General features: G+C 58.2%; 23 protein-coding genes. 8 read left to right on the top strand and 15 right to left on the bottom strand.

Annotated features, from left to right (window positions below; genetic code table 11):
• The 8 genes from J7G73_RS00475 to J7G73_RS00440 all read right to left on the bottom strand — a co-directional run.
• Positions 1-694, bottom strand: a 694-nt coding sequence (locus tag J7G73_RS00475) for a carbohydrate ABC transporter permease (RefSeq protein ID WP_291244822.1), incomplete at its 3' end; no start/stop codon positions are given.
• Complete coding sequence (locus tag J7G73_RS00470) at positions 691-1644, bottom strand: M56 family metallopeptidase (RefSeq protein ID WP_291244821.1); 954 nt, start codon at positions 1642-1644, stop codon at positions 691-693. The genes J7G73_RS00470 and J7G73_RS00475, both read right to left, overlap by 4 nt.
• Positions 1641-2030 (bottom strand): BlaI/MecI/CopY family transcriptional regulator, encoded by a 390-nt coding sequence (locus tag J7G73_RS00465; RefSeq protein ID WP_291244820.1) that lies wholly within the window; start codon positions 2028-2030, stop codon positions 1641-1643. The genes J7G73_RS00470 and J7G73_RS00465 overlap by 4 nt, the downstream gene beginning before the upstream one ends.
• Positions 2031-2183: 153 nt before the next feature.
• Positions 2184-2900, bottom strand: a complete 717-nt coding sequence (locus tag J7G73_RS00460; RefSeq protein WP_087295860.1) for an ABC transporter ATP-binding protein — start codon at positions 2898-2900, stop codon at positions 2184-2186.
• Positions 2901-2902: 2 nt separating this feature from the next.
• Positions 2903-3664, bottom strand: a complete 762-nt coding sequence (locus J7G73_RS00455) for an ABC transporter ATP-binding protein (RefSeq protein ID WP_087295859.1) — start codon at positions 3662-3664, stop codon at positions 2903-2905.
• A gap of 3 nt (positions 3665-3667) precedes the next feature.
• Positions 3668-4762 carry a branched-chain amino acid ABC transporter permease gene (locus tag J7G73_RS00450; protein ID WP_291244819.1) on the bottom strand — a complete coding sequence of 365 codons (1095 nt, stop codon included), beginning with the start codon at positions 4760-4762 and terminating at the stop codon, positions 3668-3670.
• A gap of 10 nt (positions 4763-4772) precedes the next feature.
• Positions 4773-5654 (bottom strand): branched-chain amino acid ABC transporter permease, encoded by an 882-nt coding sequence (locus J7G73_RS00445; RefSeq protein ID WP_291244818.1) that lies wholly within the window; start codon positions 5652-5654, stop codon positions 4773-4775.
• Between the two features lie 219 nt (positions 5655-5873).
• Entirely contained in the window at positions 5874-7031 is a 1158-nt protein-coding gene (locus J7G73_RS00440) for an ABC transporter substrate-binding protein (RefSeq protein ID WP_291244817.1), read from the bottom strand.
• A gap of 377 nt (positions 7032-7408) precedes the next feature.
• On the opposite strand from J7G73_RS00440, the gene J7G73_RS00435 reads away from it, so the two are divergent.
• Positions 7409-7993 (top strand): xanthine phosphoribosyltransferase, encoded by a 585-nt coding sequence (locus J7G73_RS00435; RefSeq protein WP_291244816.1) that lies wholly within the window; start codon positions 7409-7411, stop codon positions 7991-7993.
• A gap of 108 nt (positions 7994-8101) precedes the next feature.
• Here J7G73_RS00435 and J7G73_RS00430 read toward each other — a convergent pair whose 3' ends face one another.
• The 5 genes from J7G73_RS00430 to J7G73_RS00410 form a co-directional block, all read right to left on the bottom strand.
• Positions 8102-8428, bottom strand: coding sequence for a YerC/YecD family TrpR-related protein (locus tag J7G73_RS00430; protein WP_087180633.1), 327 nt, complete (start codon positions 8426-8428; stop codon positions 8102-8104).
• A 704-nt stretch (positions 8429-9132) separates the two neighbouring features.
• Positions 9133-10047 carry a translation elongation factor Ts gene (gene tsf, locus J7G73_RS00425; RefSeq protein ID WP_291244815.1) on the bottom strand — a complete coding sequence of 305 codons (915 nt, stop codon included), beginning with the start codon at positions 10045-10047 and terminating at the stop codon, positions 9133-9135.
• 42 nt (positions 10048-10089) lie between these two features.
• Complete coding sequence (gene rpsB / locus J7G73_RS00420) at positions 10090-10815, bottom strand: 30S ribosomal protein S2 (protein ID WP_058967216.1); 726 nt, start codon at positions 10813-10815, stop codon at positions 10090-10092.
• 219 nt (positions 10816-11034) lie between these two features.
• Positions 11035-12945 carry an LTA synthase family protein gene (locus tag J7G73_RS00415; RefSeq protein ID WP_291244814.1) on the bottom strand — a complete coding sequence of 637 codons (1911 nt, stop codon included), beginning with the start codon at positions 12943-12945 and terminating at the stop codon, positions 11035-11037.
• Positions 12946-13157: 212 nt separating this feature from the next.
• Positions 13158-13457: a YlmC/YmxH family sporulation protein gene (locus tag J7G73_RS00410; protein ID WP_291244813.1), complete on the bottom strand. Its 300-nt coding sequence runs from the start codon at positions 13455-13457 to the stop codon at positions 13158-13160.
• 166 nt (positions 13458-13623) lie between these two features.
• Between J7G73_RS00410 and J7G73_RS00405 the strand changes: the two genes are divergently transcribed.
• From J7G73_RS00405 to sigE, 3 genes are all read left to right on the top strand, one after another.
• Complete coding sequence (locus J7G73_RS00405; RefSeq protein ID WP_087295852.1) at positions 13624-14250, top strand: HAD family phosphatase; 627 nt, start codon at positions 13624-13626, stop codon at positions 14248-14250.
• 156 nt (positions 14251-14406) lie between these two features.
• The gene (locus J7G73_RS00400) at positions 14407-15336 is read left to right on the top strand and encodes a sigma-E processing peptidase SpoIIGA (RefSeq protein ID WP_291244812.1); all 930 of its coding nucleotides are present in this window, start codon (positions 14407-14409) and stop codon (positions 15334-15336) included.
• A complete protein-coding gene (gene sigE, locus J7G73_RS00395; protein ID WP_291244811.1) occupies positions 15333-16043 on the top strand; it encodes an RNA polymerase sporulation sigma factor SigE in 711 nt (236 codons plus the stop codon). The genes J7G73_RS00400 and sigE overlap by 4 nt, the downstream gene beginning before the upstream one ends.
• Before the next feature lie 54 nt (positions 16044-16097).
• Here the strand turns inward: sigE and J7G73_RS00390 are convergent, their stop codons facing one another.
• Positions 16098-16610, bottom strand: coding sequence for a hypothetical protein (locus J7G73_RS00390; RefSeq protein ID WP_087295849.1), 513 nt, complete (start codon positions 16608-16610; stop codon positions 16098-16100).
• 187 nt (positions 16611-16797) lie between these two features.
• Here J7G73_RS00390 and sigG point away from each other — a divergent pair, with 187 nt between their 5' ends.
• Complete coding sequence (sigG, locus tag J7G73_RS00385) at positions 16798-17574, top strand: RNA polymerase sporulation sigma factor SigG (protein ID WP_291244810.1); 777 nt, start codon at positions 16798-16800, stop codon at positions 17572-17574.
• Between the two features lie 79 nt (positions 17575-17653).
• On the opposite strand, the gene J7G73_RS00380 is transcribed toward sigG, so the two are convergent.
• Positions 17654-18505 (bottom strand): DegV family protein, encoded by an 852-nt coding sequence (locus tag J7G73_RS00380; RefSeq protein WP_291244809.1) that lies wholly within the window; start codon positions 18503-18505, stop codon positions 17654-17656.
• Between the two features lie 246 nt (positions 18506-18751).
• Between J7G73_RS00380 and J7G73_RS00375 the strand changes: the two genes are divergently transcribed.
• From J7G73_RS00375 to J7G73_RS00365, 3 genes are all read left to right on the top strand, one after another.
• On the top strand, positions 18752-19660 hold the full coding sequence (locus J7G73_RS00375; protein WP_291244808.1) for a DnaD domain protein: 909 nt from the start codon (positions 18752-18754) through the stop codon (positions 19658-19660).
• Between the two features lie 3 nt (positions 19661-19663).
• The gene (locus J7G73_RS00370; protein ID WP_291244807.1) at positions 19664-20638 is read left to right on the top strand and encodes an ATP-binding protein; all 975 of its coding nucleotides are present in this window, start codon (positions 19664-19666) and stop codon (positions 20636-20638) included.
• A 151-nt stretch (positions 20639-20789) separates the two neighbouring features.
• Positions 20790-22142: an MATE family efflux transporter gene (locus J7G73_RS00365; RefSeq protein ID WP_291244806.1), complete on the top strand. Its 1353-nt coding sequence runs from the start codon at positions 20790-20792 to the stop codon at positions 22140-22142.
• The last annotated feature ends 112 nt before the right edge of the window (positions 22143-22254 follow it).

Genomic DNA, 22254 nt, shown 5'->3' with positions numbered 1-22254 from the left:
CCTTAAAGCTGTTTACAACACTGAAAATGAAGCCGAAAAACAGGCTGGGCACCAGCAGCGGCAGCGTAATGAATCGGAATTTTGCCCAGGCTCCCGCACCATCCAGCGCTGCCGTTTGATACAGCTCCTCCGGGATCATGTTCAGACCCGCCAGAAACAGCACCACATTGTAGCCGCAGTTTTTCCAGAGATACAGCCCAATCAGCACCCAAAAACTCTCCGGTCCGCTCAGCCATTGCCGGGGCGATGCGCCCCACTGCCCCAGCAGACCATTCAAAACACCCCGGTCGGCAAACAGGATCTGCACCAGCATCACAATGCTGGCAATTGGAAGTACCATGGGTAGAAGCAGCACCCGGCGCAGCCAGCAAGCCCCCGGAAGCTTCTGACGAAGCAGCAGTGCCACAAGCAGCCCCAGCGCCATAATCAGCGGAAGGCCCACCACCAAAAAGCGCGCCGTATTCTTTGCTGCCAGTTGGAACGCCGGGCTTTCCAGCACCTCCCGGTAATTGCGCAGCCCCACAAACCGAGTTCCGCCAATTCCAAAGGTGAGTGAGTAGCGAAGCATCAAAAGAAAGGGGAGCAAAAAGAAGATTCCGCTGCCCAGAAACACCGGCGCGGCCAGCATAAGGCCCGTGCGTGCTTCTCGCAGGGCGGCCGGTCTGCGCTCTTTTCCTCTTGTTCGTTTCATCATGGCTCCCCACACCTTGCTGTAAAAGGACTCTGCTTTTTCGCAGGTTTTTTGGCATGCTCCAGCAGTGCATATCCATAAAGGATGCGGTGGGCGGAATCTCGCCCTGCCAGCACCGCTTCATCACAGGCCAGCTCCAGATCATGATGGGCCGCACGCCGCATCATCCACACCAGAGGATTGAACCAGTGCATACAGGCAGCGGCCAGCAGCAACAGCTTCCAGAACAGATCGCCCCGCCGCAGATGGATGCACTCATGCCGCAGCACCGGCCCCGCAGCCGGTTCGCTTTCAAAGCCCTCCGGCAAGAGCAGAATCGGGTGAAAATACCCCAGAACCAGCGGCGCGCCCAGCTTGGCATTGCAGTAAGCTTTCGGCGGCCTTGCAAGCCCTGCAGACCTGCTTTCCGCCGCAAGCTGTTCCAGCAGTGTTGTATTTTCTACCGGCTTATTCCACCGCAGCGTCTGCCTCCGCCAGACAAAATACCGTAGCAACTGCCCTGCTGCGCACAGTACCATCCCGATTCCCCAGATCCCGCAGGCAACCGAAAGCAGCGACGGCCCCGCCTTTTCCAATAAGAGCGGCGCGGCGTCCCTCCGCGGCGAATCCTCAGGAGCTGCCGGCAGTTCCGATTTCTCCCCCATCCCCTCTTCCTGCGCCTTTTGCTCTTCCGGTTCGGGCGCCGGCTCTTCATCCCGCTGTGGGGATTGATACACCGCGCTTTGACCATATTGGGGCTGATCCAGCCTTCGCGGCAGCTCGATCCGCACAAACCCGCTCTCCAGCGGCAGGGGGATCATCAGCCGCACCGCCAGCAGCAGCCAGACCACGCATCGCCAGCGGGCGCTGTATCGCCGGGCAAGGCCCGATCGAAGCAGCAAAAGCACCAGAATCATCGCCCCCGCCGACAGGCTAAGGCCGAACACATTCAAAAGCAACTCCGCGCCGGTCATTCCAGATCCTCTTTTGCCTTTTGCAGGATTGCTTCCAGCTCCTGAATATCCTTTGCGCTAAGGCCCTTGCCCCGTTGCAGCGCCGCGATGAATCCGGCTGGCTGGCCACCATACAGCCGCTCCACCAGACTTTCGCTCTCGCTGGCCAGATATTCATCCCGGCTGATCAGCGCCTCATAGCGATAGCCCCGCCCTTCTTTGTTGTGGCACACAAACCCTTTCTTTTCCAGCCGGGTCAGCATGGTAACCAGAACTTGAGGCGCCCAGCCGTTTTTCTTTCCCGGGCCTTCATCCAGTTCACTGCGCAGCAGCGGATGGTCTGCCTGCCAAAGTGCCTGCATCACTTCCAGCTCACTGTCCGGAAGCCTGCGAATCGATTCACCCATATTCATATCCCTTTCTGTTATTTATAATACGGATGTATTATTTGAGATTATAATACATCTGTATTATAAGTTTGTCAATTCCCTCGGGCATAGAAAAACCCCCAATGCCGAAAATTTTTCGGCATTGGGGGTGCTCTTGTATTTGTTTTTTGCTCAGCAGCCCAGATAGGCCTTGCGCACTTCGATGTTATTGGCCAGCTCGTCGGCGGGGCCTTCCATCTTCACGGTGCCGGTTTCCAGCACGTAGGCACGGTCGGCAATTTCCAAAGCCATTTTGGCGTTCTGTTCCACCAGCAGAACGGTCACGCCGTCCTTGTTTACGTCCTCGATGATCTTGAAAATCTCCTTCACCAGCAGGGGCGACAGGCCCATGGAGGGCTCATCCAGCAGCAGCATCTTGGGCTTGCACATCAGCGCACGGCCGATGGCCAGCATCTGCTGCTCGCCGCCGGACAGAGTGCCCGCCTGCTGCTTGCGCCGCTCCTTCAGGCGGGGCAGGCGGTCGAATACCATCTCCAGATCCTGAGCGATGGCGGAAGCGCCGTCCTTGCGGGTAAATGCACCCATGGACAGGTTCTCCTGCACGGTCAGGTGGCTGAACACTCGGCGGCCTTCCGGCACCTGGGCCAGACCCAGCCGGATGATCTTATGGGCCTCCATCTGGCTGATGCGGTTGCCCAGAAAGTCGATGGTGCCGCTCTTGGGCTTCAGCAGGCCGGAAATGGCATGCATGGTAGTGGTCTTGCCGGCGCCGTTGGCACCGATCAGAGTCACGATCTCGCCCTCGTTCACGTGGAACGAGATATCCTTAATGGCATGGATGGAGCCATAGAACACATTCAGATCGCTTACGCGAAGCATCTCACCCATGGTCAGTCACCTCCCAGATATGCCGCAATGACCTTGGGGTTATTGCGGATGGATTCGCCGTTGCCCTGGGCGATGACCCGGCCGTAATCCAGCACATAGATGTATTCGCAGATGCCCATTACGAAGTTCATGTCGTGCTCGATGAGCAGGATGGCCACATCGAACTCCTTCTGCACAAACTTGATGGTGTTCATCAGCTCCTCGCTCTCGCTGGGGTTCATACCGGCGGCGGGTTCGTCCAGCAGCAGCAGCTTGGGATTGGTCGCCAGCGCACGGGCAATCTCCAGCTTGCGCTGCTTGCCGTAGGGCAGGCTGGAAGCAGGCAGATCCGCTTCCTTATCCAGATCAAAGATCTTGAGCAGCTTCATGGCCTTGTAGTCCATCTCCTGCTCCTTTTCCTTGAAGCCGGGCAGACGGAACACGCCGGTCCACATGGGATACTTGACCTGGTTGTGCAGACCGATCTTCACGTTGTCCAGCACGGTCATCTGGCTGAACAGGCGGATGTTCTGGAAGGTACGGGCAATGCCGGCCTGGTTGATCTTGGCCGGGGCCTTACCGGTGATGTTCTTGCCGTCCAGGATAATATCGCCCTCGGTGGGACGATACACGCCGGTGAGCATATTGAACACGGTGGTTTTACCGGCACCGTTGGGGCCGATCAGGCCATACAGATGGCCCTTCTCGATCTTCATATCCAGCTGAGCCACCGCCTGCAGACCGCCGAAAGCGATGCCCACGTTCATTACTTCAAGCAGAGCCATGGATTATGCCTCCCCCTTGTTTTGTTTTTTCGCCTGCGCCAGCTTCTGGAACAGACCGATGGTGGAAAGCTTTTCCCACACCTGATGACGCCAGGCGACCACCTGGGCGCTCTGGTTGAAGATCATCATAACGATCAGGATCACCGCATAGATCAGCATGCGGTAGTCGTTCAGACCACGCAGCAGCTCGGGCAGCACATACAGAACAGCCGCCGCGATCACAGAGCCGCGGATGTTGCCAATGCCACCCAGAACCACGAACACCAGCACCAGAATGGAGGTGTTGTAGTCGAACTTCTTGGCCGCCAGAGCGGACATATTCAGTGCATACAGCACACCCGCCATGCCAGCCAGGAAGGCGGAGGTGATGAAGGCCATCAGCTTGTACTTGGTCACGTTGATACCGGTGGCCTCGGCGGCAATGCGATTGTCGCGGATGGACATGATTGCACGGCCGGCGCGGGAATTGATCAGGTTCAGCACCACAAACAGGGTGATGAGCACCAGAATGATGCCCGCAGTGAAGCTGGAGGCTTTGGTCATGCCGCTGATGCCAATGGCACCGTTGATGATGACCTTACCATCCTCGCCCATGTTCAGAGCAGTGGCATCCTTCATGGAGAAGTGGAAGCCGTTGCTGTCCCAGCCCAGGTAGATGGCATTCAGGATATTTTTGATGATCTCACCGAAGGCCAGGGTCACAATGGCCAGATAGTCGCCCCGCAGCCGCAGCACGGGAATGCCGATCAAAAAGCCGAACACACCGGCCATCACGCCGCCGATGAGCATGGCAATCGCCAAACCCAGAACGGAGGGCAGGTTCTGCCCCGCGATCATCCAGTACACCGCGCCGGAAAAAGCACCAACGCTCATAAAGCCCGCATGGCCCAGGCTCAGCTCGCCCAGGATACCAACGGTCAAGTTCAGGGATACCGCCAGGACCACATAGGTGCAGATGGGCACCAGCATGCCCTGCATGGAGTTGCTCAGCACGCCGCCGCTGGCCAGCAGCTGCATCACCAGATAAAACAGCACCACAATGCCATAGGTGATCAGGTTGCTGCGGGTGGACTTTTTCATGGTTTTCAGAATATTCATAACCGCCACCTCACACCTTTTCACTGATTTTCTTGCCCAGCAGACCGGTGGGACGCACCAACAGCACAATGATCAGCACTGCGAACACGATGGCATCCGCCAGCTGGGTGGAAATGTAAGCCTTGCTCATGATCTCGATCACACCCAGCAGGATACCACCCACAAACGCGCCGGGAATGGAGCCGATGCCGCCGAACACCGCAGCGGTGAAGGCCTTGATACCAGGCATAGCACCGGTGGTGGGCTGCAGAGTGGGATAGGCGGAGCACAGCAGCACGCCGGCCACTGCAGCCAGGGCAGAACCGATGGCGAAGGTCATGGCGATGGTAGAGTTCACATTGATGCCCATCAGCTGAGCAGCGCCCTTATCCTCGCTCACGGCCAGCATAGCCCGGCCCATTTTGGTGTTATTCACGAAGAAAATCAGACCAGCCATGATGATGGCGCTCACCACAATGGTCACGATGGTCTCACCGGAGATGACCAGCCGGCCGCCTGCCAGCTGCACTGGAGCCAGACCCACCACGGAGGTGAAGGACTTGGGGTCGGCGCCCCAGATGAGCAGCGCCAGGTTCTGCAGCAGATAGCTCACACCGATGGCGGTGATCAGAACCGCCAGCGAGGAGGCGCTGCGCAGCGGCTTATAGGCAAACCGCTCGATCACGATACCCAGCAGCGTACACAAGACCATGGAAACAACAATGGCCAGCAGCGGAGGCATGCCCATCTGGTTCACCGCAATGAACACGATGTAGCTGCCCACCATGATCACATCACCATGGGCAAAGTTCAGCATCTTGGCAATGCCGTACACCATGGTGTAGCCCAGGGCGATGATGGCATATACACTGCCCAGGCTGATACCGTTGATTAAGTAGGACAAAAATTCCATACTCGATTCCCCTTTTTTCGCGGCGGCGGACCGATGATGCCTACACCTGTCTGCCGCCACCGCACAGAATATATGGATTATTATAGCACTGCTGTAAAGTGCGCACAAGAATTCTACAGCATTTTCTGCCGGATCTTGCTGTTTTTTTGAATAAAAAAGGGCTGCTGCGCCCCCCGGCGAGCAGCCCTTTCAGCACCGGACCAGGCCGGGCTGTTTGAATTACATTGCGGTGTAAGCGCCGTTCTGAATCTTAACGGCACGAGGAGCCTTGTTCACTTCGCCGGTGGCTTCCCACTTCATGCCCTCGCCGGTCAGGCCATCCACAGTGATCTGGGTCATGGCAGTCTTCAGAGCATCGCAAACAGCGGAGACATCCATATCCGCGGTCACGCCGCCCTTCTCGCAGGCAGCCAGGATGGTGTAAACACCGTCGTAAGCGTCGGCAGCGAACTGGTTGGGAGTCTCGCCGTACTTCTCTTCATACTTGGAAACAAAGCTCTGGGTCTTCTCGTCCTGCGCGTCGGCAGCGAAGGGAGTCAGCAGCATTACGCCCTCGAAGAGGGAGGTGTCGGCGCCTTCGATGGTCAGCAGGCCGTCCAGACCGTCACAGCCAAAGATGGAAGCGGTGCAGCCCTGCTTGTTCATCTCCTGGATGATCAGGTTGGCTTCGCTGTAATAGATGGGCAGGAACACCAGCTCAGCGCCGGAGCTCTTGGCCTTCTGAACCTGTACGGAGAAGTCGGTCTTGTTGTCGGCAGTGAATGCCTCGTCGGCTACGATCTCCAGGCCCTTGGTGGCAGCCTCTTCCTTGAACTTGTCGTGGATGCCGGAAGAATAGGCGTCGGAACTGTCGTAGATGATGGCGATCTTGGTGGCCAGGCCGTTCTCAGCGATGTAGTCCGCGGAAGCAACGCCCTGGTTGGGGTCGGTGAAGCAGACCTGGAAGGCATTGTCTTCCTTGATGACATCCACCGCAGAGGCGGAGGGAGTCAGCAGGAACATGTTGTCCGCAGCGGTCTCAGGTGCTACGGTCAGACAAGGCTGTGTGGTAACGGTGCCCAGCAGAGCCTGCATGCCCCAGTCCTTCAGGTTGTTGTAAGCGTTCAGAGCCTTTTCCGGGTCATTCTCGTCGTCCTGGAAGTTCAGTTCGAACTGCAGGCCGCCCTGGGCGTTGATCTCTTCCACAGCCAGAGCCGCGCCGTTCTTAACAGCGTTTCCGTAGATGGCAGCGCCGCCGGTCAGGGGACCAATACCGCCGATCTTAATCGCGGTGCCGGATGCGGTGGATGCTGCGCCGCTGGTACCGGACGCACCGCCACAAGCAGCGAAGCTGAATGCCATTGCGGCCGCAAGGACCAAACTCATTGCTTTTTTCATGTGGATTCTCCTCCGATCTTCCCCCTCACGCCCCTAATGCGCTTTTTGTGGGGGGAATTTTTTGCTTTTCTAAATTATACGGACATCAGTACAAAATTGCAATTCGCTATTTTCACATACTTTTTATCGTTGTAAAGCGCAAAGGTGGTGATAATGCACAGACTTCTTTGTTTTTTTGGACAAACAAAACTGTGCATTTGGCAATTTGTAACGCATTCGTTATTATTCATCCCTGAAAAAGCTGTTTTTTCAGCAAAAAAGAACGTTTTAAGCATTGCAAACCCTCCGCTTTTCTGTATAATAGGTGTATTACCTTTTTCCGTGTGTGCATTTTGCCCGCGGTGGGGATACTTTTGTGTAGGGAGAGTTATAAAGGTATGAAACTGCTGGAAGAGCGAATCGTTAAGGACGGTCAAGTCCGCCCGGGCAATATCATTAAGGTGGATTCCTTCTTGAACCATCAGCTGGATGTAAACCTGCTGGACGAGATCGGTAAGGAATTCTATCGTATTTATAAAGACGATGGCATCAACAAGATCCTGACCATTGAGGCTTCCGGCATTGCCATCGCCTGCATGACCGCCCGTTACTTTGATGTTCCGGTGGTATTCGCCAAAAAGGCCAAAAGCAAGAATCTGGACGGCGAGGTCTTCACCTCCACCGTACATTCCTTTACTTACGGCAAGGACTACGACATTACCCTGGCCAAAAAGTTCCTGGGCCCTGAGGATCGGGTACTGATCCTGGATGACTTCATGGCAGTGGGCAAGGCCATGCATGGTCTGCTGGATGTATGCGAACAGGCAGGCGCCACCGTATGCGGCATCGGCATCACCATCGAGAAGGGGTTCCAGAGCGGCGGTGACTCCCTGCGTGCTGCAGGCTACAAGCTCACCAGCCTGGCCATCGTGGAAGGTGTGGACGATGAGGGCAATATCATCTTCCGCCCCCAGGAAGGCTAAGCTTTTCGCAGCATCCTTCCAAAGAAAACCACTTCTCAAATCAAACAAAAAGAACACCCGGATGATTTCATCCGGGTGTTCTTTTTGTCTCAAGGGAACCTTGTCCGCTTATTCCGCAGCCTGCTCGCCCTCGGGCTGAGCATTCTGCTTCACACGGTCGATGATCAGCTCATAGCCGCCGTTGCCGTACTGGATGCAGCGGTTGATGCGGCTGATGGTGGCCGTGCTGATCTCCACGCTCTTCACGATCTGCTCGTAGGTCTTGCCATCCAGCAGCATCTTGGCAGCCTCCAGACGCTGAGCCATGTCGGCCAGCTCCTTCATGGTGCAAAGATCCTCAAAGAATGTATAGCACTCTTCCATGCTCTGCAAAGAAAGGATGGCCTCGAACAACGCGGTGGTCGCGGGGTTTCTCAGATGATTCTTGTCAGCCATTACGCACCTCACAATTTGCTTTCTTGTTTTATTTGACTAAAGTGTATCACATAAAATTCCAAAAAGCAAGCCCGCATTATGGAATTTTTACTGTAATTTACACAAAGCTTTGCCCGGTTTGCCGCAGCTTCAACGGGCAAAAAAAAGAGCCTGCCCCGCCTGATATTCAGCGGACGGCTCTTATCTCTCATGAGCAGGGATTATTGTAGCACGACTTTTGACCATTTGCAAGCGATTTGGTCGAATTACCACTTTATTATTGCAAATTAGTACATTGAAACAATGTGTATGTACCAAAAGGACAAAAGCGCGCAGAAAAAATTGTCATAAAATAATAATTCCCAAGTTTTTCCCACTTTTAATTCACCGGTACATGACATTTTTTCTGGTTGCAGACAACCATCCTGTGCCCTTTTACCATAAAAGTCCATTGAGAAACACAGAAAAAAGGCGGTGCTCGTTTGAGCACCGCCTTTTACGGCTTGTTTGTCAGCCCTTGTGCGCTTGTTCCGCAGTGTGCGACTTAAAAACCACCGCGAGCGCCGGGCCGAAGCCTCTATTCACAATCGAATCACCGGACTGCACTCAGCCCCGCCTGTTCTCCCAAAGGCTTTCGCCCACAAAAACGGGACCGGTACTGCTCCGGCAGGAAGAAAGCGAATGATCACACACCCCGAAAGGTGCATTGGTAAGTCGAATTCGACTTACTTCATCATGCTGGCAACCTCGGCAGCGAAGTCGTCAGTCTTCTTCTCCAGGCCTTCGCCCTTCTCGTAACGAGCGAACTTGGTGATCTTGATCTCGCCGCCCAACTCCTTGGCCACCTTATCGGTGTACTTGGCAACGGTCAGCTCGTTGTCCTTAACGAACTCCTGATCCACCAGGCAGTTCTCCTTGTAGAACTTGCCGATGCGGCCCAGAACCATCTTCTCCTTGATGGCGTCGGGCTTGTTGGCGTTCTTGGGATCGTTGGCGATCTGAGCCAGCAGGATCTCCTTCTCCTTCTCAATCACCTCGGCGGGCACGTCAGCCTCGCACAGGTAGCCGGGGTTAGCGGCAGCGATCTGCATGGCGATGTCCTTGCCGTAAGCCTCGAACTCGGGCTTGGAAGCGATCTCCTCGCTGGTCTCGAAGTCAACCAGAACAGCGTGGGTGCCGCCGGCATGGATGTAAGCGGAGCAAACACCCTCGAAACGCTCGAAGCGGCGGATCTTGATGTTCTCGCCGATGACCAGGATCTTCTCCTTCAGGGCAGCCTCAACGGTGTCCTCACCCAGCTTGCAGGCCAGCAGAGCGTCCACATCAGCGGGGTTCTGCTCGGCAACCACAGTGGCGATGTCCTTAACGAAGTTCTGGAACATCTCGTTCTTGGCAACGAAGTCGGTCTCAGCATTCACTTCGACCACAACGCCCACCTTGCCGCAGACAGTGGCGTAAACCATGCCCTCAGCAGCGATACGGCCAGCCTTCTTCTGAGCAGCAGCCAGGCCCTTCTCGCGCAGGTACTCAACAGCCTTCTCGAAATCGCCGTTAGACTCGGTCAGAGCCTTCTTGCAATCCATCATGCCGCAGCCGGTCTGCTCGCGCAGATTCTTAACGTCTTGTGCAGTAAAAGCCATTTTTATTATCCCCTTTCGTTATCGGTGGAAAATGGTGGGTGCTTAGGCCTCAGCAGCCTCAGCGGTCTCCTCGGCGGCGTTCTGCTCGCCCTGACGGCCTTCCATCACGGCGTCGGCCATAGCGCCGGCGATCAGCTTAACAGCACGGATGGCGTCGTCGTTGCCGGGGATCACGTAGTCGATCTCGTCGGGGTTGCAGTTGGTGTCGACGATAGCCACGATGGGGATGTTCAGCTTGCGGGCCTCAGCCACAGCAATGCGCTCCTTGTGGGGGTCAACGATGAACATCGCCTTGGGCAGGCCGTGCATGTTCTTCACACCGCCCAGGAACTTCTCCAGCTTCTCGATCTCCAGCTCCAGCTTGGCAACTTCCTTCTTGGGCAGCAGATCAAAGGTGCCGTCCTCGCTCATCTGGCGCAGCTGCTCCAGACGGTCGATGCGCTTGCGGATGGTGCGGAAGTTGGTCAGCATGCCGCCCAGCCAACGAGCGTTCACATAGTGCATGCCGCAGCGGGTAGCCTCGTCCTTAATGGACTCCTGAGCCTGCTTCTTGGTGCCAACGAACAGGATCTCGCCGCCCTCGGAAGCAACCTCGCGAACAAAGTTGTAAGCCTCGTCCAGCTTCTTAACGGTCTTCTGCAGGTCGATGATGTAGATGCCGTTACGCTCGGTGAAGATGTACTTCGCCATCTTGGGGTTCCAGCGACGGGTCTGGTGACCGAAGTGTACGCCGGCTTCGAGAAGCTGCTTCATAGATACTACTGCCATGTTTAAATCCTCCAAATAATTGTTTTTACCTCCGCATTGCATGCATGCTCTCCCACCCTTGCGGGCACAGGGGAACAAAGCAATGCGTGTGTATTGCCGGTATAGTATACCACAAGAGTGCCGGGATTACAAGCACTTTTTTCGCATTTCTCCGCGAAAAAAGCCGCGAAACGCCGCAAATAAGGGCGGTGGAGCCCCGCAAGGCCCCGCCGCCCCCTCTCACTGTTCCTCCAGGGCGTATTCCTGGCCGAACATCAGGTCATATTGCAGCATCCAGTGCTCGTCAAACCACTGGCTTTGCTCCTCGGTCAGCTCCTCGGTGTCCGCCGAGCCGTCCGGCTGGATGGTCACACCGTGGGTACGGCTGCGGTAGGCCGACAGCTGATCGACCAGGTGGTCAAACAGTGCAGGCTGCTCCAGACCGTACAGCTCGAAGGTCACCGGGCTGATCTCGTAAGCCGCCACGGTGCCGATGTCCACCGGCTCATCCCAGTAGTTGGACCAGATCATCAAAGGCATCTGGTGCAGCTCGGGGGCCTCGCTGTTGGGCGAGGAGGAATAACCGGTGGCGGTGTAAACCTCATAGCCGCTGCCGATGGGGTTGTAATGGTCGCCCCAGAACACCAGGATCACCGGCTCGTCCACCTGGGAGAAGTAATCGGTCAGCTCACCCAGCATGGCATCTGCTTCCTTCACACCGGTGGCGAAGTCCCGCAGAGCGCCCAGGGTCTTGTCGCTGATGCCTTCGGGAGCCTTCACAATATCCACCAGCTCCTCCTCCGGATAGTTGGCCTCGTTGTAGCTGGTGTGGTTCTGCATGGTCACCGCATGCATGAACAGGGGCTGGTCCTGGTCCCGCTCCTCCCATTCCTGGATGATGCGGCGGGTCATCTCGGCATCGGTCACCAGACCGCCGCCCCAGTAGTAGTCGCGCTTCTTCTCAGGATTCTCAAAATCCTCCAGCGAAATAAATTCGTCAAAGCCCAGGTTGGGGTAGGCCGTGTTACGGCTCCAGAACTTGGCGTAATAGCAGTGAATGGCCTGAGTGGCGTAGCCCTGCTCTTTTAAATAGGAAGCCACCGAGAACATGGGCCGGGTCACATGCTGCTGGAAAGGCTTGCAGCCGCTGGGCAGAAACTCCACCGAGTAGCCGGTGAGCGCTTCGAACTCCACATCGCAGGTGCCGCCGCCGAAGCTGGGGCTGTAGGCCTTACCATAGGCGGCGCTTTCCATCAGCCGGTGCAGATTGGGGGTGACCTCCTGATCGAACTCCACCCCGTACTCCTCCAGCTCAGCCACATCCCAGAAGGATTCGTTCATCACGAAGATAATATTGGGCTGGGTCACCGCACCATCGCCTTCCCTCTTGTAGCTGCCCGCAAATTCCGGGGCCAGGTCCTGGGAGGCATCCTTATCGATGATTTCCTGCACCGCCTCCTGGCTGTAGCCGTCGGGCTTGTCCACCTGCAGATTCTGAATGTTGGTCAGAAAACCTGCGATCACACCATAGTTGCGGTAGTAGCGATTCTGCATCCACATATCCGGTGTGATGCCCACCAGCTGGGAGACCGTGGGGCTGATGAACACCCCGAACACCAGCACCAGCGCACCGACGGCAGGAATACCCGCAGCCAACGCCCGGGCGCGGACACCGGTTTTGGGCTCCCGTACAAAGCAGGCCAGCACGAACAGCACAGCGAAGATCAATCCGCTGACCCATATGGAGGTCTGCAGCTCCACACCGGACTTGCCCGCCACATCGGTGGCTTCGGAAAACTGGGACAGATCCCAGGGGAAAAAGGGCTCGCCCCGCAGCTTCAGCTTAAAATATGTAACTGCCGCCGGAATACAGCCCAGCAGACCGGTCACAGCCACCGCCAGCGGATGCAGCCGGGTGGCCCGGGCCAGAGCCTGATAAATGAAGCCCAGCAGCAGCCAGGTAAGCAGAAAGGCCGGCAGATGGGGCAGCACATTATCCGTGAGGACCTTCACGGTCAGCTCGCCCCGGTGAATCCACTCGGTGCATACCAGAGTGATCAGGCTCACCAGCGGTGCCATGGCATACCGCAGCGGACTCAGCCGCCGGGTAATGACGGCAAAAATCGACGGTTTTGTCTTGATGCTTTGCAACGATTTGTTCCTCCTTTGACCGGGCGGCATGGTCCGCAACGGCAGACTTCCCCGCCCCGGCCCCGCGCTTTTCGGCTGAAAAGAAAACGAGGCTGCGGCGGCAATTGTTTCATTTCCCAGGCAATTTTTTACCCAAAAGATATTTTTGTAAAGCTTACGTAAAACGGAAACGCTGTTTATTATACGATGTATCCTGCAGACGGCGCAAGTTTTCAGCTGCTTACAAATTTGTGAAAGATTGCCCAAATCCCCTCACCGGCCGGTTTCTGCACAGGCTCCGGCAGCGGACAGTTCACCAGAATCACATCCTCACCAATGGTCTCGATCTGCTGCCAGGCAATCATCAGGTCTTCCTCGTGGCCCAACAGGCCGAACCAGCGAGGCCGTCCCCGCAAAATCAGTCCCCGCACCCGGGCGCTGCTTACCTCCAGCTCCAGGTCATCGGCCCGGCCCAGCTTGGTACCGGAGCCCAGCTGCACCACATCCTTTTTGCACAGTTGACGCAACGTCACAGCCCATCGCCCCCTTTATTTTTTCTTTTATTGATATGCTTTGGCACGGCAGTTCATGCCCAAAGTTTTGCCGGAGCATTTGCCCCGGGAGGAAAATCGTGTATAATAAAAGCGATATCCCCGGGCTGCGCAGCCCTTGAACGATTGCAAAGGAGAATCTTGCCTTATGTATAAAAACATCATCTTCGATCTGGGGGGCGTTGTGGTGGACTTCAATCCCCGGGAATTTCTGCTGGAGCGCTTTTATAACGAGGAAATCGAACAGAAGGTGTTCGACCTGACCTTCGGCAGTGAAGAGTGGCTGCTGCTGGACGCCGGAAAGCTGAGCCGGTCCGAGGGCAACGCCCTCATGCTGGAAAAGGCCCGGGCTGCCGGCTGCGCCTTCGAGGTGCAGAGTGTGCTGGATGACTGGGCCCGCATGCTGAAGACCCGCCGCAAGACCGTGGAAGTGATCAAACGGCTGAAAAAGATGGGCTTTTCCATCTACTATCTGTCCAACATCCCTCAGGATGTGATCGACGAGATCCGCCAGCGGGAGTTCTGGCCGTTGTTCGACGGCGGCATCGCCTCCTGTGAAGTCAAGCTTACCAAGCCGGACCCGGCCATCTACAAGCTGCTGCTGGAGCAGTACGATCTGACCCCTGCCGAGACCATTTTTGTGGACGACCACAAGCCGAATACTACCGCCGCTTTCGATCTGGGTATTACAGGCATCCACTACAAGGGCAGCGCCTCCTTCATCCGGGCGCTGAACACCTGCGGCATCCCCATCAAGGAGCACCTGCTCTGGTGATTTTCTTTTCAAAACGACCAATGTGCCGTGCACCGTCTCTTACTGAGAGATGTGCGCGGCGCATTATTTTTTTGACAGCTTTCTCCTCTTCACTGCGCTACAATCGAAACCAGAGCGGGCAAACAGGCCCGGCAAAAAAGGGGTGTAGGTGCAGCTGTGAAGACCGTGATCTATCTGGATGTGCTTTTGCTGGTGAATTTTCTGGTGGCCTATCTTTTACTGCGCGCGGTGGGCTTTGTGTGCGGTGCACCGCCGGGTTTTGGACGCAGCTGTGCCGGGGCACTGCTGGCTGCCCTGTCCGCGCTGATTCTGCTTGCCCCTCCGCTGCCCACCACTCTGAGCCTTTTGTACCAGGCTGTCAGCGCCGCTGCCGTGTGCCGCGCCGCCTTTCCCTTCCGGGGCTGGCGAGGCTTTGTCCGCCAGACTGTGTGGTACTTCCTTTTGAACCTGGGACTGGCCGGAGCGGTGCTGCTGGCTTTGAGCCGCAATCTGCCGCTGGGAGCCCAGACCAACAACTTTGCGGTCTACTGGGCGGTCTCCCCCACATTACTGGTGGGCTGCGCTGTGCTGGTCTATCTGGCCCTGCGGCTGGTGCTGCTGGTCTTCGGCGGGCCCAGGGATACCGAGTGCTGGCAGCTGCGGCTTTCCCTGGGAGAAGCTGAGGGCCCGCCGCTTGCCGCCCTGCTGGATACCGGCTTCCTGCTGCGGGACCCCTTGAGCGGCCAGGCGCCGGTGCTGGCCAGTTATACCGACATGTGCAGCGCCTTGCCCCAGGCCGTTGCTGCCTTTCTGGAGGGCTATTTTACCGGAACCTGCCCCCAGCCACCGCCTGGCGTACCCATACGGCTGATTCCCTGCAAAACCGCCGGCGGAATGCGCACCTTGCCCGCCGTGGGCGGCTTTTCCGCCCGGCTTTTCGGCCCCGGCAAAGCCCGGCAGGCCGAGCGGGTACTGGTGGTTTTTACCGACCAGACCCTGGCGGACGGCTCAGTACAAGCGCTGTTCGGCAAAGAATTTTATCATACCGCCCGGCCTGTGCAGCGCCACCTCACACAAACCGGACAGGAAAGGAGCGCTGTGGAATGAAACGCAATTGGCTTTTACGCGCCTGGCATGCTCTGCTTTGCTGGCTCTGCCTGCCGGACGCGGTGTATTACATCAACGGACCGGAGACCCTGCCCCCTCCCCTGACCCCTGCCGAGGAAAAACTGGTCTTTGCCGGGCTGGAGGAGGGCCGCCAGAGCTGCCGGGACATCCTGATCACCCACAATCTGCGGCTGGTGGTCTACATCGCGAAAAAATTCGAGGGCAGCAATGTCTCGGTGGAGGATATCATCTCCATCGGCACCATCGGGCTGATCAAGGCGGTAAACACCTTCGCCCCCTCCAAAAACATAAAGCTGGCCACCTACGCCAGTCGGTGTATTGAAAATGAGATTCTCATGTACCTGCGCAAAAGCAGCAATCGCCGTCAGGAAGCCAGCATCGACGAGCCGCTGAACACCGACGGCGACGGCAACGAGCTGCTGCTCTCGGACGTGCTGGGCAGCGACCAGAATCAGATCAGTGCCCAGCTGGAGCAGGATGCGGAAAAAGACATGCTGCGCCAGGCGGTGGCCCGGCTGGCCCCTCGGGAACGGCAGATCATGCAGATGCGCTTCGGCCTGACCGACGGCATCGAGCGCACCCAAAAAGAAGTGGCGGATGCCATCGGCATCTCGCAGAGCTATATTTCCCGGCTGGAAAAGCGGATCATCCTGCGGCTGCGCCGGGAGCTGGAAAAAGCACTTTAATTTTTCAAATGCAAGACAAAGCCGGGCAAGGACTTTTTGCCCGGCTCTGTTTTTTTATCGGGTGACGGCACATCGGCAATCCGCCGCAAACCGCTCCAGCAGACTACCCGCAAGCCCCATCTCCCCCGCCGGCAGATACAACCCGTAGTGAAATCCGTCCCGCTGCCAGCAGGCCAGCGCACTGCCGCCGGGAGCCTGGCGCAGCTCGGTGCGCACCCCGCTCACCGGCCGCACCGTGAGCTGGTCGTACTCCGGCAGCCCCAGCTCCCACAAACGCAGCTCCTCGCTCTCCGGCGCCACCCGAAGCACTGCCGTCCAGCTGGGCTGGATAAAAAATTCCAGCTGCCCCACGCGCCGCCCCAGCAGATACACCCGGTCCAGCCGCAGATAGGGCATGCCGGGCAGCCCGGTCACCTTGAAGCCCGCCTTTGCGGTAAAATCCGGTGTTTGCAGCTGCTGCTTTTCCCGGGCGCAGCGGTCATAAAAGATGGCCCACAAAAAGGCCAGCCCCGCCGTGAGCAGGAGCACCATTCCCATGCAGCACAGCAGCCAAAGTTCCGAGGTCATTGTCGCATCCACTCCCTTGCATCGTTTGTGTTCACAGTATGCCGGGCGGGAGAGTTTGGTGCGTCCCGGCGCGTTATTCCTGCTTTTTTGCGGCTGCGGGCCCTGATTTTGCCAGCTCCGGCGCTGACTGCCCCGCCCCCACCGCGGCCATACTTTGAACAGGCACCCTTGCCTGTTTGGAGTGTGAATGCGTTTGTATTACAACAAAGTGGAGCTCTGCGGCGTGGACACTGCACGCCTGCCGGTACTGAGCGAGGCGGAGAAAAAGCGGCTTCTGATCGCCGCACATAAGGGCGATGCCGCCGCCCGCCAGACCATGATCCAGGGCAACCTGCGGCTGGTGCTCAGCGTGGTGCAGCGTTTTTCCGGCCGGGGCGAATGCATGGACGACCTGTTCCAGGTGGGCTGCATCGGGCTGATCAAGGCCATCGACAACTTTGATCCCCAGCTGAATGTTCGCTTTTCCACCTACGGCGTGCCCATGATCGTGGGGGAGATCCGTCGCTTTCTGCGGGATAACAATCCCCTGCGGGTGAGCCGCTCCATGCGGGACACCGCCTACCGGGCCATGCAGGCCCGAGAGCAGCTGCAGAAGGAGCTGGGCCGGGAACCGAAGGCGAAGGAGATCGCCGCCCGGCTGGACATGCCGGAGCGTGCGGTGACCCTGGCGCTGGAAAGCGTGGTGGAGCCGGTGAGTCTGTACGAACCGGTGTACAATGATGCCGGCGATGCCATGTATGTGATGGATCAGGTGGGCGAAAGCGACGGAGAGGACAGCTGGATCAGCGAGATTCTTTTCAAAGATACGGTGCATCAGCTCAGCGAGCGGGAGAAAAAGATCATGGCTCTGCGTTATCTGGCGGGCAAAACCCAGATGGAGGTGGCCCGGGAAATCGGCATCAGTCAGGCTCAGGTGAGCCGCCTGGAGAAAAACGCCCTGGGGCGTATCCGGGAGCAGCTGTGAAGCAGCCGTTCCGCCCGGTCAAGCAAAAAAGAGTGTTCCCTTCCTTTTTGAGGGGAACACTCTTTTTCGTTCTTAATTCTTACTCTTCATAATAATAGCAGCCCACGCCCAGCGCACCCGGGCCGGTGTGGCAGGCGATGCTCAGGCCCAGCGCGCTGCACTGCACCTTACAGCGAGGGAACCGCTCCTGCACATACTTCTGCCATTTTTTGCCCACCTCCGGCGCACCGGAGTAAGCCACGCCGATGTGCATGGGCATTCCGGCAAAACGGCCGGTCAGATCGGCACAGATGGCATCCATCAGCTTGTCCTGCGCCTGGGCCAGGCCCCGCACCTTGCCGAAGGCGTCGATGCCGCCGCCCTGGATCTGCAAAAGGGGCTTGATGTTCAGCACGGTACCAATGGCAGCTGCCGCCGGGGTGATCCGGCCACCTTTTTTCAGATATTTCAGGGTATCCACCGTCAGATACACGCTGGCCTTCAGGGCATTCTCCTCCAGATTCTGCTTAATCTGGGCAGCAGTCAGTCCCCGCTTTGCCAGCACCTGTGCATCCAGCACAGACTGGCGCTGGGGCAGCGAGATGCGCTTGTTGTCCACCACCTGGACCCGGCCGTCGTATTCCGCCGCCAGAGCCAGCGCGGTGGCGGTGGTTCCGCTCAGGCCGCTGCTCATGGGAATGTGCACCACCGCCTCATACTCGGCCAGAAGCTTATCCCACAAATTGGTCACGGTCTCCGGGCTGGGCTGGCTGCTGGTGATGTTGGCCCCGGCCGCCTGCCGCCGGTAGAACTCCTCCGCCGTCAGGTCCACACCCTCCAGCATCCACTCTCCGTCCACCGAAAAGGGCATGGGCAGGCAGTATACCCCCAGCTTTTTTGCCTCTTTTTCCGAAATGCCGCTGTTGGTGTCGGTCACAATTGCGATCTTCATCTTCTCAATCCGCCTCTCCGCCCTGGCGCGGGCGCTGGTTTTCCTGTTCTCTTAATCAATGGTACACGCCTCATGCAGGTTTGTCAATTCGCGGCAAAGCCGCCCCGGTCTTTTTGCGGCGGGGCACTGGTCAGACCGGGGATTTTGTGGTATGCTTTAAGATGTAATTTTATGGGCTGCCGGCGGTTTTGCCGGGGCCCGCGCTGCATTGTATGCCTGTTTGAACGAAAAAGGAGCCCTTGCCCTATGACCTACCGCCTGCGCAGCCAGACCGGCGATTCCATCGCCGTGCCTCAGCTGATCTTCACCAATCTCACCCGCGCCACCGGCGACCACATGCGGGTGGCGCTTTACATTCTGGCCACCCACAGCACAGATGCCAAGGACATCGCCCACGCGCTGGCACTGAAAAACGTGCAGGCCGCCCAGAAGGCGCTGGATTTCTGGCACGGGGTAGGTCTTCTGGAGCTGGAACGGGACGCTGCGCCTCCTGCTCCCCTGCCCGTCAAGCAGCCGCCCCTCACCGCCGAGGAGCTGCGCATGGCCGCCATGCGGGACCCCATGGTGAGCACTCTGGCCACCGAAGCCCAGGCTTATCTGGGCCAGAGCCTGGGCCAGAAGGACATCCAGCGGCTGGTGTCGCTGTATGTGAACGAGAGCATTCCGGTGGATCTGATTCTGCTGTGCGCGGCGCACATTTCCAGCCAGGGGCGTCACTCGGTGACCCAGCTGGAGCGGGAGCTGGACCGCTGGGCTCAGGAGGGTGTGACCACCGGTCAGGAGGCCGAGGTCTATCTGCAGCGCTTGAAGGAACGCAGCCAGCGGGAGGAAAAGGCTGCCGCCATTCTGGGCATGCCTGTGGGCGCGCTCACTCTGGCGGACAAGCGGTGCATCCGCCGCTGGTATGAAGAGTTCGGCTACTCGGACGCCATGGTGGAGGAGGCGGTGCTGCACGGCAACGGCAGCAAGGACCCCAAATACATCAACGGCATCTTGAAAAGCTGGTACGCCAAGGGCTGGCGCACCCCTGCCGATGCCCGGGGCGGCGGCTCGCTGACCGGCGCAAACACGCGGGTGGACCGGCAGACCCCCAGCGGCAACGACATTCTGCAGCGGCCCGCACGCCGTCCGCTGCGCCTGAAACAGGAGGAATAAGCCATGCGTACCAAAAACGAACTTTACCGGGAAGCCCTGCGCCAGGTGGCCAGCCGCCGCCAGCGGGCGGTGACCCAGGCCCAGGAGCGCCGGGCACGGGCGCTGGCTGCTTTGCCTTGGCTGGGCGAGCTGGAGGCTCAGGTGCAGTCGCTGGGGCTGCGCACCATGGAGCTGGCCGCCAAGGGCGCACCCCAGGCCGAGCGCCAGACGGTGGCCGAGCAGCGCCGCCAGACCCAGGAGGAGCTCCGGCAGCTGCTGGCCGAAAACGGCTACGGTCCCCAAAGCCTGGAGCCCCGCTACACCTGCCCGGACTGCCAGGACACCGGCATGGTGAACGGCCGCCTGTGCCCCTGCGTGGGCAAGCTGGCAAGGCAGCTGCGCTGGGAGGAGATCAGCGAGGAGACCCCGCTGAGCCTGTGCAGCTTTGAGAGCATGGACCTTTCGCTTTACCCGGACGCCATCGACCCGGCCACCGGCGATAACATCCGCGCCCTGATGCAGGACAATCTGAATTACCTGCAGGCCTATGCCCGGGAATTCGATATGCGCAACGCCAATCTGCTGATTTACGGCAACGCAGGCCTGGGCAAGACCCACGCCGCCCTGGCCATTGCCAAAACGGTGCTGGAAAAGGGCTTCAACGTGGTGTACATCTGCGCCCAGAACCTGTTCAGCCAGCTGGAGCGGGAGCGCTTTGCGGACAGCTGCCCTCTGCTGGAGGCAGTAATGGAGGCGGATCTGCTCATTCAGGACGATCTGGCCACCGAGAATGTATACCCCTATATGTCCAACGGCTTTTACAACATACTGACCACCCGCATCCTGGAAAACCGGCCCACCATCTACACCACCAACATTGTGGACGGTAAGGCCTTTGAGGTCCGTTACACCGAGAAGGTTGCCAGCCGCCTGGGCGGCAGCTGCGAGCCGGTCCTCTTTCTGGGACAGGACATCCGGGGCCTGAAAAACCGGATGTGACCAAGCGCGGGGCTGCCCCGCCCAACAAACGCCAAAAAGGAAACGTGACAAGCACCTTTCCCCAAAAATGGGGACCGGCGCTCCGCCCCGTTTCCTTTGTTTTTCCCCAAAACGGGGCTTTTGACTGTGTGTGAAACTGGAGGATTGTTAAATGAAGGAAAACATCATGGGAACCAAGCCGATGGCCCCGCTGCTGCTGGGCATGGCCTTCCCCATCATGATCAGCATGCTGGTGCAGGCGCTGTATAACGTGGTGGACAGCATCTTTGTGGCCCGCCTCAGTGACGCGGCCCTCACCGCCGTGAGCTTTGCCTATCCGGTGCAGATGCTCACCATCTCGGTGTCGGTGGGTACCAGCATCGGCGTGAACGCCCTGCTCAGCCGACGCCTGGGCGAGGGCGACCGCAAGGCCGCCGACCGGGTGGCCCATAACGGCCTTCTTCTCATGGTGGCCAGCTGGGCAGTGTTCGCGGTGTTCGGGCTGTTCTTCTCGGAGCTGTTCTTCAGCTTCTTCACCAAAAACCCGGAGGTTGCTCAGGGCGGTGCCGCCTATCTGCGCATTTGCCTGGTGTTCAGTCTGGGCATGTTTTTGCAGATCTGCCTGGAGCGGCTGATCCAGGTGACCGGCAAGACGGTTTACCAGATGGCCAGCCAGCTCACCGGCGCGGTGATCAATATTATTCTGGACCCCATTCTGATTTTCGGTATGTTCGGCCTGCCCAAGATGGGCGTGGCGGGTGCAGCCGCGGCCACCGTGATCGGCCAGTGGATCGGCTGCTGCGTCTGCCTGTGGCTGAATCTGCGCCACAACAACGAGGTCAAGCTGCGCATCAGCGCCCTGCGCTTTGACCTGCCCACCGTGAAGAGCATCTATTCGGTGGGCCTGCCCAGCATCATCATGCAGAGTATCTCCAGCGTGATGACCTTCGGCATGAATTTCATTCTGGCCGGTTTCTCCGAGACTGCCGTTTCGGTGCTGGGCATCTACTTCAAGCTGCAGAACTTTGTGTTCATGCCCGGCTTCGGCCTCACCAGCGCTCTGGTGCCCATTGTGGGCTACAACTACGGCGCGGCTAAAAAGCAGCGCATCCTGGCCTGCACCAAAATCGCTATGCTCTCCATCTCAGTGATCATGATCTTCGGCACCGCGCTGTTCCAGCTGTTCCCCGGCCAGCTGCTGGCCCTGTTCAACGACGGCGGCGATCTGGCACGCATCGGCGAGCCTGCCCTGCGCATCATCTCGCTGAGCTTTGTGTTCGCGGGCATCGCCATCGTGCTGAGCAGTCTGTTCCAGGCGCTGGGCGAGGGCCTGCACAGCCTTCTGATGAGTGCCTTCCGCCAGCTGGTGCTGATTCTGCCCATTGCCTGGCTGCTGTCGCTTTCCGGCAATGTAAATCTGGTATGGTACTCCTTCCTGATTGCCGAAGCGGTTTCGCTGTGCTTTGCGCTCACCCTGTTCCGGCGCAGCTACAACACCAAGATCAAGCATCTGGGCGGCGTTTAACGTCGTTTCGCCATACTGCCTTGCCCGAAGCGGTTCCTGTTTGGAGCCGCTTTGGGCTTTTTTGTTGCGCAAACGGCCCGGGCTGTGCTATACTTTTTTTAAAGTATGATTT

It is taken from the genome of Allofournierella sp., from assembly GCF_017889395.1.
In the GTDB taxonomy this organism is placed as follows: Bacteria; Bacillota; Clostridia; order Oscillospirales; family Ruminococcaceae; genus Allofournierella.
The sequence above is the reverse complement of the archived record's forward strand: the minus strand, read 5'-3'. Positions and strand labels throughout refer to the sequence as shown.

Bases quoted from the DNA above. Each gene is read 5' to 3' on its own strand.
- J7G73_RS00470 (WP_291244821.1), bottom strand. From the start codon at position 1,644: ATGACCGGCGCGGAGTTGCTTTTGAATGTGTTCGGCCTTAGCCTGTCG.
- J7G73_RS00465 (WP_291244820.1), bottom strand. From the start codon at position 2,030: ATGGGTGAATCGATTCGCAGGCTTCCGGACAGTGAGCTGGAAGTGATG.
- J7G73_RS00460 (WP_087295860.1), bottom strand. From the start codon at position 2,900: ATGGGTGAGATGCTTCGCGTAAGCGATCTGAATGTGTTCTATGGCTCC.
- J7G73_RS00455 (WP_087295859.1), bottom strand. From the start codon at position 3,664: ATGGCTCTGCTTGAAGTAATGAACGTGGGCATCGCTTTCGGCGGTCTG.
- J7G73_RS00450 (WP_291244819.1), bottom strand. From the start codon at position 4,762: ATGAATATTCTGAAAACCATGAAAAAGTCCACCCGCAGCAACCTGATC.
- J7G73_RS00445 (WP_291244818.1), bottom strand. From the start codon at position 5,654: ATGGAATTTTTGTCCTACTTAATCAACGGTATCAGCCTGGGCAGTGTA.
- J7G73_RS00440 (WP_291244817.1), bottom strand. From the start codon at position 7,031: ATGAAAAAAGCAATGAGTTTGGTCCTTGCGGCCGCAATGGCATTCAGC.
- J7G73_RS00435 (WP_291244816.1), top strand. From the start codon at position 7,409: ATGAAACTGCTGGAAGAGCGAATCGTTAAGGACGGTCAAGTCCGCCCG.
- J7G73_RS00430 (WP_087180633.1), bottom strand. From the start codon at position 8,428: ATGGCTGACAAGAATCATCTGAGAAACCCCGCGACCACCGCGTTGTTC.
- tsf (WP_291244815.1), bottom strand. From the start codon at position 10,047: ATGGCTTTTACTGCACAAGACGTTAAGAATCTGCGCGAGCAGACCGGC.
- rpsB (WP_058967216.1), bottom strand. From the start codon at position 10,815: ATGGCAGTAGTATCTATGAAGCAGCTTCTCGAAGCCGGCGTACACTTC.
- J7G73_RS00405 (WP_087295852.1), top strand. From the start codon at position 13,624: ATGTATAAAAACATCATCTTCGATCTGGGGGGCGTTGTGGTGGACTTC.
- sigE (WP_291244811.1), top strand. From the start codon at position 15,333: ATGAAACGCAATTGGCTTTTACGCGCCTGGCATGCTCTGCTTTGCTGG.
- J7G73_RS00390 (WP_087295849.1), bottom strand. From the start codon at position 16,610: ATGACCTCGGAACTTTGGCTGCTGTGCTGCATGGGAATGGTGCTCCTG.
- sigG (WP_291244810.1), top strand. From the start codon at position 16,798: ATGCGTTTGTATTACAACAAAGTGGAGCTCTGCGGCGTGGACACTGCA.
- J7G73_RS00380 (WP_291244809.1), bottom strand. From the start codon at position 18,505: ATGAAGATCGCAATTGTGACCGACACCAACAGCGGCATTTCGGAAAAA.
- J7G73_RS00375 (WP_291244808.1), top strand. From the start codon at position 18,752: ATGACCTACCGCCTGCGCAGCCAGACCGGCGATTCCATCGCCGTGCCT.
- J7G73_RS00370 (WP_291244807.1), top strand. From the start codon at position 19,664: ATGCGTACCAAAAACGAACTTTACCGGGAAGCCCTGCGCCAGGTGGCC.
- J7G73_RS00365 (WP_291244806.1), top strand. From the start codon at position 20,790: ATGAAGGAAAACATCATGGGAACCAAGCCGATGGCCCCGCTGCTGCTG.